The sequence below is a fragment of the Cellulomonas fulva genome, assembly GCF_018531375.1.
GTDB classification, from domain to species: domain Bacteria; phylum Actinomycetota; class Actinomycetes; order Actinomycetales; family Cellulomonadaceae; genus Cellulomonas; species Cellulomonas fulva.
The window spans coordinates 2,183,098-2,199,316 of the sequence record NZ_JAHBOH010000001.1 but is presented as its reverse complement, the minus strand read 5'-3'; the positions used below and the strand labels follow the sequence as shown (position 1 = coordinate 2,199,316).

14 protein-coding genes are annotated in these 16,219 nt (G+C 75.9%); 9 read left to right on the top strand and 5 right to left on the bottom strand.

Features of this window, described 5'->3' with window-relative positions:
- Positions 1-141 precede the first annotated feature (141 nt).
- From KIN34_RS09835 to KIN34_RS09820, 4 genes are read left to right on the top strand one after another with little or no spacing between them, the layout of a single operon-like run.
- The gene (locus tag KIN34_RS09835; RefSeq protein WP_307858176.1) at positions 142-1,365 is read left to right on the top strand and encodes a cytidylyltransferase domain-containing protein; all 1,224 of its coding nucleotides are present in this window, start codon (positions 142-144) and stop codon (positions 1,363-1,365) included.
- Between the two features lie 49 nt (positions 1,366-1,414).
- A complete protein-coding gene (locus tag KIN34_RS09830; protein ID WP_214349823.1) occupies positions 1,415-2,317 on the top strand; it encodes an N-acetylneuraminate synthase family protein in 903 nt (300 codons plus the stop codon).
- A gap of 16 nt (positions 2,318-2,333) precedes the next feature.
- The gene (locus tag KIN34_RS09825; protein ID WP_214349820.1) at positions 2,334-3,338 is read left to right on the top strand and encodes a hypothetical protein; all 1,005 of its coding nucleotides are present in this window, start codon (positions 2,334-2,336) and stop codon (positions 3,336-3,338) included.
- Positions 3,335-4,537: a DUF6716 putative glycosyltransferase gene (locus KIN34_RS09820; RefSeq protein ID WP_214349818.1), complete on the top strand. Its 1,203-nt coding sequence runs from the start codon at positions 3,335-3,337 to the stop codon at positions 4,535-4,537. Before KIN34_RS09825 ends, KIN34_RS09820 begins: the two co-directional genes overlap by 4 nt.
- Positions 4,538-4,586: 49 nt before the next feature.
- On the opposite strand, the gene purE is transcribed toward KIN34_RS09820, so the two are convergent.
- Positions 4,587-5,168 (bottom strand): 5-(carboxyamino)imidazole ribonucleotide mutase, encoded by a 582-nt coding sequence (gene purE, locus KIN34_RS09815; protein ID WP_372449555.1) that lies wholly within the window; start codon positions 5,166-5,168, stop codon positions 4,587-4,589.
- Positions 5,169-5,187: 19 nt separating this feature from the next.
- Positions 5,188-6,372 (bottom strand): 5-(carboxyamino)imidazole ribonucleotide synthase, encoded by a 1,185-nt coding sequence (locus KIN34_RS09810; RefSeq protein ID WP_214349816.1) that lies wholly within the window; start codon positions 6,370-6,372, stop codon positions 5,188-5,190.
- Positions 6,373-6,455: 83 nt separating this feature from the next.
- Here KIN34_RS09810 and KIN34_RS09805 point away from each other — a divergent pair, with 83 nt between their 5' ends.
- On the top strand, positions 6,456-7,004 hold the full coding sequence (locus KIN34_RS09805; protein WP_214349814.1) for a GtrA family protein: 549 nt from the start codon (positions 6,456-6,458) through the stop codon (positions 7,002-7,004).
- Between the two features lie 7 nt (positions 7,005-7,011).
- Here the strand turns inward: KIN34_RS09805 and manA are convergent, their stop codons facing one another.
- The 3 genes from manA to KIN34_RS09790 form a co-directional block, all read right to left on the bottom strand.
- On the bottom strand, positions 7,012-8,205 hold the full coding sequence (gene manA, locus KIN34_RS09800) for a mannose-6-phosphate isomerase, class I (protein WP_214349812.1): 1,194 nt from the start codon (positions 8,203-8,205) through the stop codon (positions 7,012-7,014).
- 156 nt (positions 8,206-8,361) lie between these two features.
- Positions 8,362-9,687 (bottom strand): sensor histidine kinase, encoded by a 1,326-nt coding sequence (locus KIN34_RS09795; protein WP_214349810.1) that lies wholly within the window; start codon positions 9,685-9,687, stop codon positions 8,362-8,364.
- 12 nt (positions 9,688-9,699) lie between these two features.
- Positions 9,700-10,404, bottom strand: coding sequence for a response regulator transcription factor (locus KIN34_RS09790; protein WP_214349808.1), 705 nt, complete (start codon positions 10,402-10,404; stop codon positions 9,700-9,702).
- 171 nt (positions 10,405-10,575) lie between these two features.
- Here KIN34_RS09790 and KIN34_RS09785 point away from each other — a divergent pair, with 171 nt between their 5' ends.
- The 4 genes from KIN34_RS09785 to KIN34_RS09770 all read left to right on the top strand — a co-directional run bounded on the left by KIN34_RS09785 (position 10,576) and on the right by KIN34_RS09770 (position 16,158).
- On the top strand, positions 10,576-11,910 hold the full coding sequence (locus KIN34_RS09785) for a sensor histidine kinase (RefSeq protein WP_214349806.1): 1,335 nt from the start codon (positions 10,576-10,578) through the stop codon (positions 11,908-11,910).
- A complete protein-coding gene (locus tag KIN34_RS09780) occupies positions 11,907-12,647 on the top strand; it encodes a response regulator (RefSeq protein WP_214349803.1) in 741 nt (246 codons plus the stop codon). The genes KIN34_RS09785 and KIN34_RS09780 overlap by 4 nt, the downstream gene beginning before the upstream one ends.
- A 158-nt stretch (positions 12,648-12,805) precedes the next feature.
- A complete protein-coding gene (locus KIN34_RS09775; RefSeq protein WP_214349800.1) occupies positions 12,806-13,618 on the top strand; it encodes an ABC transporter ATP-binding protein in 813 nt (270 codons plus the stop codon).
- Positions 13,618-16,158, top strand: coding sequence for an ABC transporter permease (locus tag KIN34_RS09770; protein WP_214349797.1), 2,541 nt, complete (start codon positions 13,618-13,620; stop codon positions 16,156-16,158). The genes KIN34_RS09775 and KIN34_RS09770 overlap by 1 nt, the downstream gene beginning before the upstream one ends.
- Positions 16,159-16,219 lie beyond the last annotated feature (61 nt).

The window sequence follows — 16,219 nt, the reverse complement described above, 5'->3', positions numbered from 1 at the left end:
GATCGCACGGGACTCGCACGGACGCAGGAGGACGCGCCGCGTGAGACCGTCGCGCGACCTGCGCAGGTCCGCGCCCGGCCGCTCACGTCTTCGGAGGACGACCTGGACCGCACCGCCGCGACGCGCCCTCGGGCCGTCGCCGTGATCCCGGCGCGCGGGGGCTCCAAGGGCGTCCCGCTCAAGAACCTGCAGCGCGTGGGCGACGAGTCGCTCGTCGCGCGGGCGGTCGCGGCCTCCGCCGCCGCCGTCGACCTCGTCGTCGTCAGCACGGACCACCCGGGGATCGCCGACGAGGCGCGCCGCTGCGGCGCCCGGGTGGTCGACCGACCGGCCGCGATCTCGGGTGACACCGCGAGCTCGGAGTCCGCGGTGCTGCACGCCCTCGACGTGCTCGCGGCCGAGGGCGTCGAGCCCGAGGTGACGGTGCTCGTCCAGGCCACGTCCCCGTTCATCGACCCGGCCGCGCTCGCCCGCGCGGTGCGCCGCGTCCTCGACGGCCACGACGACAGCGTGCTGGCCGCCGCCCCGACGCACGTGTTCACGTGGCGCGAGGTCGACGGGCGGGCGGTCGCCGTGGGCCACGACGCCGCCACGCGCCCGCGCCGCCAGGACCGCGAGCCGCTGTACGCCGAGACGGGCGCGTTCTACGCGATGCGCACGTCCGGGCTGCGCGCGGCGGGCCACCGGTTCTTCGGGCGGACCGGCCTGGAGCGGGTCGACGAGGCCACCGCGATGGAGATCGACACCCCGGACGACCTCGTCCTGGCGCGCTCGCTCGTCGCGGGCTCCGCAGCACGGGACGCGATCGGGCCGACGAGCCCCGCGGCGCTGCCGGGTGCGGGCGTCCTCGACCCCATCGACGTCGACGCCCTGGTGACGGACTTCGACGGCGTGCACACGGACGACTCGGCGCAGGTCGACGCGGCGGGCCACGAGTCGGTGCGCGTGCTGCGCGGCGACGGTCTGGGCATCGCGCGGCTGCGCCGGGCCGGTGTCCCCGTGCTCGTCCTGTCCACCGAGACCGACGGCGTGGTGGGTGCGCGCGCCCGCAAGCTGCGGGTCGAGTGCCTGCAGGCGGTCGAGGACAAGGCGGCGGCGCTGCGCGCGTGGCTCGACGAGCGCGGGCTGGACCCGGCGCGGGTCGCCTACGTGGGCAACGACGTGAACGACCTGCCCGCGCTGGCCCTCGTGGGCTGGCCGGTCGCGGTCGCGGACGCCCGGCCGGAGGTGCTCGCGGTCGCCCGCGTGGTGCTGCGGGCCCGGGGCGGCCACGGTGCGGTACGCGAGGTCGCGGACCGGGTCCTCGCGGCGCACGACGAGCGTGAGAGCACGGACCAGGGCGGCCACCCGGCCGTGGCACGATGACGGGTACGACGACGGTGCACGCCCCGCGTGACCACCGGAGAGGACACTGATGACCACCTCCCCCACGAGCACCCCCGCCGGGCCGACGGTTGCCTTCGGCGAGCACCCGGTCGGTGCCGCGCAGCCCGTCTACGTGATCGGCGAGATCGGGCTCAACCACAACGGTGACGTCGAGATCGCCAAGCAGCTGATCGACGTCGCGGCCGAGGCGGGTGCGCAGGCGGTCAAGTTCCAGAAGCGGACGCCGGAGATCTCCACCCCGGCGGCGCAGCGCGACCAGATCCGTCAGACGCCGTGGGGCGAGATGACGTACCTCGAGTACCGCTACCGCGTGGAGTTCGGGCGCGAGCAGTACCAGGAGATCGGTGCGCACGCCGCCGCGCGGGGCCTGCAGTGGTTCGCGTCGCCGTGGGACGTCCCCTCCGTGGAGTTCCTCGAGGAGCTCGACGTCGTCGGCCACAAGGTCGCCTCCGCCTCGATCACGGACCTCGAGCTGCTCGGTGCGCTCGCCGCGACGGGCAAGCCGATCATCCTGTCCACCGGCATGTCGACGCTCGAGCAGATCGACGCCGCCGTCCAGGTCGTGGGCACCGAGCGCCTGGTGCTGATGCACGCCACCTCGACCTACCCGCTGCCGCCCGAGGAGGCGAACCTGCGGATGATCACGACGCTGCAGGAGCGCTACGGCGTGCCCGTCGGCTACTCGGGTCACGAGCGCGGCCTGCAGATCTCGCTCGCGGCGGTCGCCCTCGGCGCGGTCGCCGTGGAGCGGCACATCACGCTCGACCGCACGATGTGGGGCTCGGACCAGGCCTCGTCGCTCGAGCCCACCGGCTTCGCCCACCTCATCCGGGACATCCGGATCATCGAGCAGGCCATGGGTGACGGCGTCAAGCGCGTGTACCCCGGCGAGCTCGCGCCGCTGTCCCGGCTGCGCCGCGTCGGCGCGTGAGAGCGGGCTGCCCGTCATGACCCCCCTCCCCACGTCCCGCACCGGCGCCGCGTCGCCGGTGCGTGCGTGGGTGGAGTCGCCGCTGCAGATGATCTCCGCGCTCGAGGCCGCCGCCACCGGGCTGCTCGGCCCCCGCGTGGACGTGGTGCACCGCATGGGCGTCACCGCGGTCGACGAGCTCGCGCTGCGGCTGCGGCGCGTGGCGCTGCCGCCCGGCGTCCGCCTGGTCCCCTCGAGCCCGTGGGGGCTGTGGCGCCACGCCGCGCCGGGAGCCGTCGGCGACCCGTTCTCGGGCGCCGTCCAGGCGCGCAGCCTGGCGAGCCGTCGCTCCCCCTACGTCGTGCTCGACGACGGCCTGGCGACGCTCCACCTGCTCGACCTGCTGACCCGGACCGGCACCGGCGGCATCACGCGCCCGCGCGCCCACCCGGGCAACGCGCGGCGCTCGCTCGCCGTCGCCGCGCGTTCGCACCTGCTCGGCCTCGCCCGCGACCACCGGCTCGTCGTGTTCACCATGCTGCCGGTGCGGCCCGAGGTCGAGGTCGCGTTCGTGGCGCTCGGCGGGGAGATCGTCGCGCACACCTTCGCGTGGAGCAGCACCCTGCGCGAGCCGGAGCTGCACGGCGCGAACGAGGTCGTCGTCGGCTCGGCGATGGCCTCCGACGGGCTGGTCGACGCGGGCGCGTACGCCCGCTGGGTGCACGACGTCGCGGCGGCGGCCGACGGCGAGGTCGTCTACATCCCGCACCGCCGCGAGGACCCCGCCCTGACCGCGCAGGTGGCGGACCGGGCGCAGATCCGCGTCGAGCGGGGCCCGTGGCCCGTCGAGGTCAGCCTGCGCTGCCTCGCCCCGGGTGCCGTCGTGCACTGCCTGCCGTCCACCCCCCTGCTCTCGCTGCGCGGCGTGCTCGCCGCGGCCGGCGTGAAGCTCGTGGGTGTCCCGGTGCCCGACGACTGGTGGACGCCCGCGGCGTCCCCGCGCTTCCGCGCGGGCCTGCCGCGCGTGGACGCCCCGTCGTGACGGCCGTCCGCGTCCTCGGCGTCGCCGACTCGGACTCGTACCTCAAGTGGGCGGGCACGACGCTCGAGCGCCTCGCCGCCGATCCCGCGCTGAGCACCGAGCCCGCGCTCGTCGTGCTGCGCTCCCCCGTGGAGCCGACCGAGGGGCAGGTCGCGTCCGCGCTCGCCCGGACCCGGTGGGCCCACCACCCGCCCGCCCGCGTGAACCTGGGCGCGCTGGGCCGCACGCTGCGCTCGGTGCGTCCCGACGTCGTGCTGGTCGCCACCACGGGTCCCGCCGCCGAGCACGTCCTGCGGCTGCTCGCCCGTCTCCCGTACCGCCCGGTCGTCGTGACCGGGCTGCCGGGGATGTCGCTGCCGGCGACGCCGACCGCGCTGCGCTACCGCTCGACCGCGGACCTCTTCGTGGTGCACTCCCACCACGAGCGGACGGCGTTCACGAACCTGGCCGACGAGCTCGGCGACGGCGTCCAGGTGCGGAGCCGGTTCGTCGTGTGCCGGTTGCCGTTCCTCGCGCCGGGCAGCCCGGTCCCGGACACGGCGCCGCTGCACCGCGTCGTGTTCGCTCCCCAGGCCAAGTTCCCCGTCGACGAGCCCGACCGCGTCGCGATCCTGCGCGCGCTCGGGGAGCTGGCGCTCGCGCGTCCGGACCTGGACGTCGTCATCAAGCTGCGCGGCCTCGCGGGCGACGCGCAGACGCACCGGGAGCGCTGGCCGTTCGACGAGCTGGCGCGCGAGCACGCCGAGGTGCCGGGCGTGCCGGCGGTCCGGGTGGCGACCGGCCCGCTCCACGACCACCTGACGCCGGGCACCGCGCTCGTCACCGTCAGCTCGACGGCGGTGCTCGAGGCGCTCGCGCTCGGCCTGCGCGCGCTCGTGATCGGCGACTTCGGGATCGGCGACGAGAACCTCACCGGCGTCTACGCCGACTCCGGCCTTGTCGGGTCGCTGGCCGACGTGGCCGCGGGGCGGGTCGCCACCGCCGACCCGGCGTGGGTCCGCGAGAACTACCTGCAGGCGGAGCCCGACGAGCTCGGCGCGGCGCTCGCCGCCGCCCTCGCCGTGCCCGCGCCACCGCTCGGCACCCCGGCACCGGTCGGCGCGCTCCCCTCCCGGCTGCGGCGCCGGGCCCGGCTGGTGTGGCCGGCCGGTGCGCGGCGCGGGCGTGCGGTGGCGGACGTGCTGCTGCGCCGTCGCTGACCGCCGCCTCCCGCGAGCGTCCGCCGCGACGGCACCCGCCCGCCGCGCGTCAGGCCTGGAAGCCCGTCGTCGGACGGCCGGACGACTGGGCCCGCAGGCGCTCGCCCTTCGCGTCCGCCTGCGCCCGCAGGTCGTCCTGGAAGGCGCCCATCGCGGCGGCCAGGCGCGCGGCCTCGTCGTCGCCGCCCGAGGCGAGGATCCGGACGGCCAGCAGCCCGGCGTTGCGCGCACCGCCCACGGAGACCGTCGCGACCGGGACGCCCGCCGGCATCTGCACGATCGAGAGCAGCGAGTCCATGCCGTCCAGGTAGCGCAACGGCACGGGCACCCCGATCACGGGCAGCGTCGTGACCGCGGCGAGCATGCCCGGCAGGTGCGCGGCTCCCCCGGCCCCGGCGACGATCACGCGCAGCCCGCGCGCGGCGGCCTCGCGGCCGTACGCGACCATCTTGTCCGGCTGGCGGTGCGCGGAGACGACGTCCACCTCGACCGCCACGTCGAACTCCGCCAGCGCCTCGGCCGCCGCCTGCATCACGGGCCAGTCCGAGTCGGAGCCCATCACGATGCCGACGCGGGCGCCGCCGGCCGCGGTCTCGTTCGTGGGCACGTTCGTGGGCGCGTTCGTGGGCACAGCAGGGGGCACGGTCACGTCACTCTCCGTCCGTCGGGGTCGCCGGGTCCTCGCCGCGCAGGACGGCGGCGGCCGCGAGGGCCCGTGCCCGCACGTCCGCCAGGTCGTCGCCGCTCACGTTCACGTGGCCCAGCTTGCGCCCGGGCCGCACGTCCTTGCCGTACAGGTGCACCTTGGCCCCCGGATCGAGCGCGGCCACGCGCGGCAGGGCGTCGGTCAGCTCGTCGAGCGCGCTGCCCAGCACGTTCGCCATCACCGTCCAGCGGGCGCGGGGCGTCACCTCGCCCAGCGGCAGGTCGAGCACGGCCCGCAGGTGCTGCTCGAACTGGCTGGTGACCGCGCCGTCGATCGTCCAGTGCCCCGAGTTGTGCGGGCGCATGGCGAGCTCGTTGACCAGCACCCGCGGCGCGCCGCCGTCGGCGCCCGGGACCTCGAACAGCTCGACCGCCAGGACCCCAACCACGCCGAGCCCCTCGGCGACGCGCACGGCGACGTCGAGCGCCTCGTCGCGCGTCGCGTCCGCCAGGTCCGGGGCGGGCGCGACGACCTCGGCGCACACCCCGTCGCGCTGCACCGACTCCACGACGGGCCACGTCCGCACCTCGCCCGACGGACGCCGCGCGACCAGCACGGCGAGCTCGCGCGTGAAGGGCACCTTCTCCTCGACGAGCACCGGCACGCCACCGGGCTCGGCCGCCGCGGCGAGCCAGTCGTCGGCCTCGTCGGCCGCCCGCACGACGCGCACGCCCTTGCCGTCGTAGCCGCCGCGCGCGGTCTTCACCACGGCCACGCCGCCGACGTCCGCCAGGAACTCGCCGAGCTCCGCGCGCGAGGACACGGTCGACCAGCGCGGGCACGGCACCCCGAGCTCGGTGAGGCGGCGCCGCATGACGATCTTGTCCTGCGCGTGGACCAGCGCCGGCGCGCCGGGGCGCACGGCGACGCCCTCGTCGGCGAGGCGCTCGAGCAGCGCGTTCGGCACGTGCTCGTGCTCGAACGTGAGCGCGTCGGCGCCCTGCGCGAGCGCGACGAGCGCCGCCTCGTCCGACGCGGCCCCGACGGGGGCGTCCACGACGACCTGGGCCGCGGACACCGCCGGGCCCTCCACCAGCACGCGCAGGTGCACGCCCAGAGCGGTGGCCGCCGGCGCCATCATGCGGGCCAGCTGCCCACCACCGACCACGGCCACCACGGGAGCGCTCACGGCGGCCCACCTTAACCGAGTAGGGCCGTCGGCCCCGCCCCCGTCCGGCCGCCGTGCCCGGGGGGCCGGGATATCCTCGCGACGTGACGAACCCGGCGACCGCGCTCGGGCCGGCCCGCTGGGCGCGGCTCGTCGAGCTGACCCGCTTCCTGACGGTCGGCGGCGTGGCGTTCGTCGTCGACGTGGGGCTCTACAACCTGCTGCGGTTCGGCCCGGGAGAGCTGCTCGAGGCCAAGCCGATCACCGCGAAGGTGGTCGCCACGCTCGTGGCCACGCTCGTGTCGTGGGTCGGGAACCGGCTGTGGACGTTCGCCGAGCAGCGCACGCGCCACCGCGGCCGCGAGCTCCTGCTGTTCGGCGTGATCAACGGCCTCGGCCTCGTCATCGGCGCCGCACCGCTCGCGGTCTCGCAGTACGTGCTGCACCTCGACGGCCCGGTCCCGGACAACGCCGCGAACCTGCTGGGCATCGCGCTCGGCACCGTCCTGCGGTACGTGGGCTACAAGCGCTTCGTCTTCACGGGGGCCGACGAGGACGAGCGCGACGAGCTGGCGCTCGTCGAGAGCGCCGCGACACCGTCCCCCGTGCCGGCCCACGAGCCCTCCGCCGAACCGGGCCCGGACCGCCGCTGAGGTCCCGTCAGGGCACGTCCGCCTGGACGAGCCGGCCGTGCCCGCTCGCGAGCAGCGGCCCGTCGGCCGCCGGCACGAAGGCCGCCTGACCCGCCGCGAGCTCCAGCTCGCCGTCGCGCTCCCCCCGCACGTGCGCGGCGCCGTCCAGGCAGAGCACCACCCGCGGCCCGCGGCCGGGCAGGCGCGCCTCGACCTCGGAGTCCAGGTGCGTCACCGAGAGCTCGAAGTCGTCGACCGGCGCGTAGAAGATCTCGGTCGAGGTGAAGACGTGCTCGGGGGCGATCCGGATCGGGGGTGCCGCGACGGTGTCGAGGTTGTCGAGGAGCTCCGGGACGTCGACGTGCTTGGCCGTGAGACCGGCCCGCAGGACGTTGTCGGAGTTCGCCATGAGCTCCACCGCGAACCCCTCGAGGTACGCGTGCACGGCTCCGGCCGGCACGAACAGCACCTCGCCCGGCTGCAGCGTCACCGGGTTGAGCAGGACCGACGTCACCGCGCCGGGGTCGCCGGGGTAGTGACGGTTCAGCCGGATCACTGTCCGGTCGGTGCGCGGGGACGGCGACCCCGCGTCGAGGCGCCGCTGGCACGCGGCGGCGAGCTCCGCGACGTCCGTGGCGTCGGGACGGGTCTGCGGCGCCAGCAGCCACTCGAACGCCGCACGCACTCCTCGCGGTGACGGGTCGGCCGTGAGCAGGGCGTGCAGGCGCTCCGCGAGCGACGACTCGAGCCCGGCCAGGAGCTCGGCGGCCCGCCGCGGCGCACGGAAGCCGACCATCGCGTCGAGCCGGGTCAGCGCGAACACGAGCTCGGGCTTGTGGTTGCGGTCCCGGTAGCTGCGGTGCGGGGCGTCGCGCGGCACCCCGGCCGCCTCCTCCCGCTCGAACCCGGCGTTCGCGCGCGCGAGCGACGGGTGCACCTGGAGCGAGACCGGCGACTGCGCCGCGATGAGCTTGAGCAGGTAGGGCAGCTGCTCGCCGAACCGCGCGACGACGTCGTCGCCCAGGACCGCGTGCGGGTCGGCCGCCACGAACGCGTCCAGCGTGCTGGCGCCCGGGTCGTCCAGCCGCGCCGGAGCGAGCGGGTGCGCCCCGAACCAGGCCTCGGAGACCGGGCGCGCGTCGACCGGGAGACCGAGGAGCTGCGGGATCGCGGTCGTCGAGCCCCAGGCGTAGTGCTGGAACGCGGGTGCGAGGCGGTGCATGCAGGTCCTTCGGGTGGTCGGCTCGGTGATCGGCTCAGTGGTCGGCTCGGTGGTCGGCTCGGTGGTCGGCTCGGGGCGCGATCGCTGCTGGGCAGGAATCGGCCCCCCACAGTACCGAGCCCGCTCACCCGCGGACGACGCGGCCCGCTGCGGGGCTCAGCGGCGCCGGCGGTCCGGTCGCGCCGACACCACGGCTCCGAGCGGCAGGACGACGTCGGGCCGCAGCGAGGCCGGGACGCCCGAGAGGAAGACCGCGAACACCGCGGGCCGCCGCTGCGCGAGCTCGAGCCGCCCGCCGTCGGCGGAGACCAGGTCGCGCGCGAGCGCGAGGCCGAGGCCGGTGCCCTTGCCGGAGGTCACGTCCCGCTCGAAGATCCGGCCGGCCAGCTCGTCGGGCACGCCGTCGCCCTCGTCGGCGACCTCGAGCACGACGGCCCCCGAGGCGCCCCCGGTGCGCGACCGCACGGTCGTCGTGCCCCCGCCGTGCCGGAGCGAGTTCTCCAGCAGCGTCGCGACCACCTGCGCCAGCGCGCCCGGTGTCGCCAGCGCCTGGGTCGACGGGTCGACCTCGACGACGAGCGCGCGCCCCGCGGCTTCGAACGTGGGCGCCCACTCCTCCTCCTGCTGGTGCACCACCTCGATGAGGTGGACCGGCTCGGTGGTCCCGCCCTGCGCGCGGCGGGAGGACAGGAGCAGGTCGTCGACCACCCGGACCAGCCGCTCGACCTGCTCGAGGCTGATCCGCGCCTCCTCGCGCACCTCCGCGTCGTCGGACGCGAGCATGATCTCCTCGAGCCGCATCGACAGGGCCGTCAGCGGCGTGCGGAGCTGGTGGGAGGCGTCGGACGCGAACTTGCGCTCCGACGCGAGGCGCCCGGCCATGCGGTCCGCGCTGCGCGCGAGCTCGGACGCGACCAGGTCGATCTCCTCGACGCCCGAGGGCTCGAGCTGGGGGCGCACCTGTCCCGAGCCGAGCTGCTCGGCCGACGCGGCGAGGTACACCAGCGGGGCGGCCAGGCGGTTCGCCTGCCAGATCGCCATGGCGATGCCGGCCGCGAACGCGACGATCGCGGCGACCACCACGAGGGCGATCACGCGCGCGCTGAGCCAGAACACGTCCCACCAGGAGACGTACAGCTCCACGACGGCGCCGTTGGCCGAGATGGTCTCGACCGACAGCGTCCGCCCCTCGACGCGGGTGCCCGCCTGGAACACGGTGCCGTCCGGCACGCGCACGACGACGGAGGCGGGCAGCTCCCCTTCGCCGGCCTCCGCGTACGGCTCGAACATCCGGTCGGTGATCTCGATGCCCTGGTCGATCCGGAAGTCGACCGCGCGGGCCGCGGCGGTGGTGCGTGCCTCGAGCCGCTGGACCTCGTTCTCCCGCACCAGCTGGGCGCCGAGGAAGGCGAGCGGGAAGCCGAGCAGCACGACGGCGACCGTGACGGCCGCGATCGTCGCCTGCAGGACGCGACGACGCACGTCGCGCCCGCCCTAGACGGTCTCGCCGACGGGCCGCGTCGCGCCCGTCTCGAACCGGAAGCCCATGCCGCGCACCGTGGAGATGTACTGCGGCGCGTTCGCGTCGTCACCGAGCTTGCGGCGCAGCCAGGACACGTGCATGTCCAGCGTCTTGGTGGAGCCGTGCGGGTCCGAGTCCCAGACCTCGCGCATGAGCGTCTCGCGCCCGACGACGGTGCCCGACGACGCGACGAGCACGCGTAGCAGGTCGAACTCCTTGGCCGTCAGGTGCAGCTCGCGCTCACCCTGGAACGCCCGGTGGGCCGCGACGTCCACCCGCACGTCCTGCGCGTGGAGCTCGTCCTCGTCCCCCGCCTCGCTCGCGGTGCGGCGCAGCAGCGCCCGCACGCGCGCCAGGAGCTCGGCGAGCCGGAACGGCTTGGTCACGTAGTCGTCCGCGCCGGCGTCGAGGCCGACGACGAGGTCGACCTCGTCGGCGCGCGCGGTCAGGACCAGCACGGGGGTCGTCAGACCCTGGTTGCGGATCGCGCGCGCGACGTCGAGGCCGTCCATGTCCGGCAGGCCCAGGTCCAGCACGACGAGGTCGGCCGCGGCCGCTCCGTCGATGGCGCCTTGACCCGTTCCTTGCACGCTCACGTCATAGCCTTCACGTCCCAGCGCGCGAGCCAAAGGCTCGGCAATCGCGGGGTCGTCCTCGGCCAGCAGCACCTGGGTCATTGCCCCATGCTAGGTCACGCCCTGGTCACCGCCGCCACCCCTGCGGCCGTGTCGACCTCGTCGGGATCCCGTCACGGCTGCCCCCGCGCCCGCCCGGGGGACGACGCCGCGCGCGCACCGTCCGCCCCTGGGCGGACGGACCGGCGCGTCCGCGCCGCCTACGCTCGGGGGATGAGCACGTGGGAGCGGCTGCTGCGGTGGGAGGAGCGCCACCAGTGGCCGGTCGACGCCATCGGCACCGCCGTGCTCGCGCTCGTCGTGGTCCCGGTCTCGGCGTTGGTCACGGGCACGTCGACGACGGGCGAGGGCACCGGGATCTGGGCCGCGCTGCTCATCGGCCCGCTCGCGTGGCGGCGCACCCGGCCGGTCGCGAGCGCCGCGACCATCTACTCCGTCGCGCTCCTGCACCAGCTCGCCGGCATCTCGATCATCTTCCCCGCCGACCTCGCCGTGCTGGCCGCGCTCTACTCGATCACCGTGCACGGCCCCCGCTGGGGTCACCGCGTGGCGATCGGCGGCGCGCTGCTCGGCGCGCTCGTGCTCGGGATGCAGGTGTGGGTCGGGGACGAGCCCGCGGCGGTCGTCACCGTGGTCCTCGTCGCGACCATGGCGCTGGCGGCCTGGGCGTTCGGCCTCGCGCGCCGTGCCCGCCGCGAGCGCATCGAGGCGCTGGTGGACCGGGCCGACCAGCTCGAGAAGGAGCGTGACCAGCAGGCCGTGATCGCCACGGTCGCCGAGCGGTCCCGCATCGCGCGCGAGATGCACGACATCGTGGCGCACTCGCTCTCGGTGGTGATCGCCCAGGCGGACGGCGGCCGGTACGCCGCGCAGGCGGACCCCGCGGCGGCGAGCCGCGCGCTCGAGACGATCGCCGAGACCGGCCGCGCGGCGCTGACGGACATGCGGCGCCTCCTGGGCGTCCTGCGCTCCGAGCCCGACGGCCGGGCCCGCACGGACGCCGACGGCCCCGGCGTGCTCCCGGCCCAGACCACGCCCCAGCCCGGCGCCTCCGACATCGCCCAGCTGGTCGAGCAGGTCCGCGGCGGCGGGGCGCACGTCTCGCTGGTGCGCATGGGCACCGCGCGCACGCTGCCGCCGGGGGTCGGGCTGGCCCTGTTCCGGATCGCGCAGGAGTCGCTGACCAACGTGCTCAAGCACGCCGGTCCCGGACCGCGCGTGACGGTCGTGCTGCAGTGGCACCTCGACGCGGTGGAGCTCGACGTGACGGACGACGGCCGCGGCGCGGCCGCCGACTCCGACGGCCTGGGCCAGGGGCTGCGCGGCATGCACGAGCGCGCGAGCATGTTCGGCGGCACCGTGACGGTCGGGCCGCGGGCGGGCGGCGGCTACCGTGTCCACGCCCGGCTGCCCATCCCCGCGAGCGCCCCGCGCGCGGACGACGCCGAGCCCCCGGGCGCGTCCCCCTCCCCGGGGGCTCCGGACGGCACCCCCGGCCCAGCACCGCGCACCGCACCCGAGACCCTCGCCCAGGAGCAGCCACGATGACCGACCCGAGCCCGATCCGCGTCGCGCTCGTCGACGACCAGCAGCTGGTGCGCGCCGGCTTCCGCATGGTCATCGACTCGCAGCCCGACCTCGAGGTGGTGCTCGAGGCCGGTGACGGCGCGCAGGCGGTCCGTGCGCTCGACCCGGCCGCGCGCACGGCGCTGGGCCGCGTCGACGTCGTGCTCATGGACGTGCGCATGCCGAACATGGACGGGCTGGAGGCCACGGCCCGGATCGTCGGCCGCCCGGCCGACGGCGCGCCCGCGGACCCGGCGGCGCCGCCCGCCCCGCGCGTCATCGTGCTCACGACGTTCGACCTCGACGAGTACGTGCTCGCCGCGATCCGGGCCGGCGCGAGCGGGTTCCTCCTCAAGGACGCCCCGCCGGAGGAGATGCTCGCCGCGATCCGCACGGTGCACCACGGCGACGCCGTCATCGCGCCGTCGTCGACCCGCCGGCTCATCGAGCACCTGGTCACCGCGCTGCCCCGGACCGCGACCGACGACGGCCCCTCGCCCGCGCAGGAGGCGGTCGACGACCTCACCGAGCGCGAGCGCGAGGTGCTGGTCCTCATGGCGCGCGGCCGGTCGAACACCGAGATCGGGCAGGACCTGTTCGTCGCCGAGGCGACCGTCAAGACGCACGTCGGCCGCATCCTGGCCAAGCTCGGCGCCCGCGACCGCGTGCAGGCCGTCGTCACGGCGTACGAGGCGGGTCTGGTCCGGCCCGGGTCCTGAGCGCCCGGCCCTCGTCGTACCCGCGTGTCATGCCACGGGATGACGTGCGGTCCCGGGTTCGCGACCGCAGGCCGACGAGGGCGGACCGGTCCGCTGCCTAGCGTGGAGCACGCAACGTCCCGCGCAGACAACGTTCCGCGCACGACCGAGGAGCACCCGTGAGCACCGTCTCCACCAGCCCCAGCCAGCAGCCCGCCGCGAGCGGCCCGCAGCACCGCACCGCCTCGTCGGCGCGCGGGCTGCGCAAGACCTACGGCAGCGGAGCGTCGGCCGTGCAGGCGCTCGACGGCGTCGACGTCGACTTCGCGGCGGGCGCGTTCACCGCCATCATGGGCCCGTCGGGCTCGGGCAAGTCCACGCTCATGCACCTGCTCGCCGGGCTCGACCTGGCCACCGCGGGCACCGTCCTGCTGGGCGACACCGACATCACCCGCCTCGACGACGACGCGCTCACGCGCCTGCGGCGGGACCGGGTCGGGTTCGTCTTCCAGTCCTTCAACCTGCTGCCGATGTTCACCGCCGAGCAGAACGTGCTCCTGCCGCTCGAGCTCGCCGGGACCAGGCCGGACCGCGAGTGGTTCGACCTGCTGGTGACGACGCTCGGGCTCAGCGGCCGGCTCACGCACCGGCCGAGCGAGCTGTCCGGCGGACAGCAGCAGCGCGTCGCGATCGCCCGCGCGCTCGTCACCCGCCCCGAGGTGGTCTTCGCCGACGAGCCGACCGGCAACCTCGACTCGCGCTCGGGCGCCGAGGTGCTGTCCTTCCTGCGTCGCTCGGTCCGCGAGCTCGGCCGCACGGTCATCATGGTCACCCACGACCCCACGGCCGCCGCGTACGCCGACCGCGTCGTCCTGCTCGCCGACGGCCGCATCGCGGGCGACATCGCCGACCCGACCCCCGAGTCGGTGCTCGCCGGTCTCGAGGCGCTGCGCCAGCTCGAGGCGCCCGTCGTCGACGGGGTGGGTGCCTGATGCTGCGCCTCACCCTCGCCCAGATGCGCCGGAGCCTCGGGCGCCTGACCGCGGCGGCCATCGCCATCGCGATCGGCACCGGCTTCGTCGCCGCGACGCTGCTCACGGGCAACGTCATCACCCGCTCCAGCTACGACTCCGTGACCGCCACGTTCGCCCGCGCCGACCTCGTCGTCGACGGGGACGTCACCGGGCAGCTCGACGCGATCCGGGCGGTCGACGGCGTCGCCGCCGCGGACCCGATCACCTGGAGCGGCATCGAGCTGCGCCACGGGGGCCAGCGGTCCTGGCAGGTCGTCGTGCCCGTCGCGTCCGCGCCCAGCCTCTCGACCCTGACCGTCCCCACGGGCGACGCGCCCACGCGGGACGACGAGATCGCGCTGCCGGCCGACGCGGCCGAGCGCATCGACGCGGAGGTCGGGGACACCGTCTCGGTCTCCTACTGGACCTACGACGAGTCGACGGGCGACAGCACCGAGGAGAAGGCGGACCTGCTCGTCACGGGCCTCACGGCGGACCCCGGGGGCGCGTGGACCGGGTACGGCGGCGCCGCGATGGCGACGCTCGACTCGGTGGTCACCTGGTCCGGCGGCGGCGAGGACGCGCTGGGCAGCGACGGCGCACTCGTCGCGACCGCGACCGGGGCGGCGCCCGGCGACGTGCGCGCGGCGCTCACCGCCGCGGTGCCGGACGCCGACGTGCTGACGCGCGACCAGGCGGCCGAGGCGAAGATCGAGGAGCTCGGCGGGGGCGAGAACTTCCTGATCGCCGCCGTGCTCGGCTTCGCCGCGATCTCGCTCGTCGTCGCCGCGCTCGTCATCGCCAACACCTTCCAGGTGATCGTCGCGCAGCGGACCCGCACCCTCGCGCTGCTGCGGTGCGTGGGGGCGGTGCGGGGGCAGCTGCGCCGCTCGGTGCTGCTCGAGGCCGGGATCCTGGGGCTGGGCGCGTCCGTGCTCGGCGTGCTGCTCGGCACGGGCGTCGCGCAGGGGGCGCTGTCCGTGCTGCGCAACGTCCAGGACGACATGCCGCTGCCGCGCTACGTCCCGATGTCGGTGGCGGTCGTGGTCGCTCCCGTCGTCGTCGGCGTGATCGTCACGGTGCTCGCCGCGCTGGTGCCGGCCCGGGCCGCGACCCAGGTGAGCCCGGTCGCCGCCCTGCGGCCGATGGACGCGCCCGCGGTGGCCAGCCGGGCGGGCCGGGTCCGCCTGGTCCTCGCGCTCCTGCTGGGCGTCGGCGGCACCGCGGGCCTCGCGCTCGCCGTCGTCGGCTCGCTCGTCACCCGGACCGCGACCGAGCTCTGGCTCGCGCTCGGCATCCTGTGCGGCGCGGTCTCCTTCGTCGGCGTGCTCGTGGGTGCCGTGTTCTGGGTGCCACGTGCGGTCGGGCTCGTCGGGCGCCTGCTGGGCCGCTCCGGCCCGGCGGCCCGGCTCGCGGCGGCCAACACCGTCCGCAACCCGCGCCGCACCGCCGCGACGAGCACCGCGCTCCTGATCGGGGTGACCCTCGTGGCCCTCATGAGCACGGGCGCCGCGAGCGCACGCGCCTCGCTGGGCTCCGAGCTCGACGAGCAGTACCAGGTCGACATCGCGATCACCCCGGCGAGCGACGACGTGCTCGCGGCGGACGTGCTGGCGACGGTCGCCGACGTGCCGGGCGTCGCCCAGGCGGTCGACGTGCCGAGCATGCAGGTCGACGTGGGCGGCTCCTGGTACACGGCGCACGCCATGACGGACGACGTCGTGTCGGTCCTGCGCGACCGGACGGTGGCCGACGCCGTGACGTCGTCGAGCGTCGTGGTGCCGAGCGCGCCCGCCGACGAGTCGGGGAACGACCTGGCTCGGGCCACCGTGACCGGGCTCGACCCGGCGACCGGGGAGCCCCTCGCGGGCGGTGCGACCCCGGAGCTCGACGTGGTCGTCGCGCCGAGCGCCGCCTTCTCGGACGTCTTCCTCGACCCCCGCACGTTCGACAGCGTGGCGGGCGGCGACGTGCCGACGACGACGGTCTGGGCGCGCATCGCGCCCGACGCCGACGCCGTCGCGGTGGTCGACGAGGTCCGCGAGTCGCTGGGCGACGAGTCCGTGATCATCGAGAGCCCGGTGTCCTCGCGCGTGCAGTACGAGCAGGTGATCGACACGCTGCTGGCGATCGTGGTGGCGCTGCTCGGCGTCGCGGTGCTCATCGCGCTGGTCGGTGTCGCGAACACGCTGTCGCTGTCGGTCATCGAGCGGCGCCGCGAGTCCGCGACGCTGCGCGCGATCGGCCTCACCCGCCGCCGGCTGCGGATCTCGCTCGCGACGGAGGGCGTGCTCATCGCCGGCGTGGGGGCCGTGCTCGGTGCCGTGATCGGCGTGCTCTACGGCTGGGCCGGCTCCGCCGTCGTGTTCGGCGGCCTCGGCAGCGCCGAGCTGGCCGTCCCGTGGCGGGACCTGGCGATCATCCTGGTCGTCGCGCTGGCCGCCGGCCTGCTCGCCTCGGTCCTGCCCGCCCGCTCGGCGGTCCGCACTCCCCCGGTCGCCGCGCTCGCCGTGGACTGACCGCAGGGACGCGCCGGTGGCGCTGCCGGGTGCCGGAGGGGGCACCGGGCGGCGCCATCGG

Coding starts and splice junctions, on each gene's coding strand:
- KIN34_RS09830 (WP_214349823.1), top strand. CDS start 1,415: ATGACCACCTCCCCCACGAGCACCCCCGCCGGGCCGACGGTTGCCTTC.
- manA (WP_214349812.1), bottom strand. CDS start 8,205: ATGCACCGCCTCGCACCCGCGTTCCAGCACTACGCCTGGGGCTCGACG.
- KIN34_RS09770 (WP_214349797.1), top strand. CDS start 13,618: ATGCTGCGCCTCACCCTCGCCCAGATGCGCCGGAGCCTCGGGCGCCTG.
- KIN34_RS09785 (WP_214349806.1), top strand. CDS start 10,576: ATGAGCACGTGGGAGCGGCTGCTGCGGTGGGAGGAGCGCCACCAGTGG.
- KIN34_RS09825 (WP_214349820.1), top strand. CDS start 2,334: ATGACCCCCCTCCCCACGTCCCGCACCGGCGCCGCGTCGCCGGTGCGT.
- KIN34_RS09790 (WP_214349808.1), bottom strand. CDS start 10,404: ATGACCCAGGTGCTGCTGGCCGAGGACGACCCCGCGATTGCCGAGCCT.
- KIN34_RS09780 (WP_214349803.1), top strand. CDS start 11,907: ATGACCGACCCGAGCCCGATCCGCGTCGCGCTCGTCGACGACCAGCAG.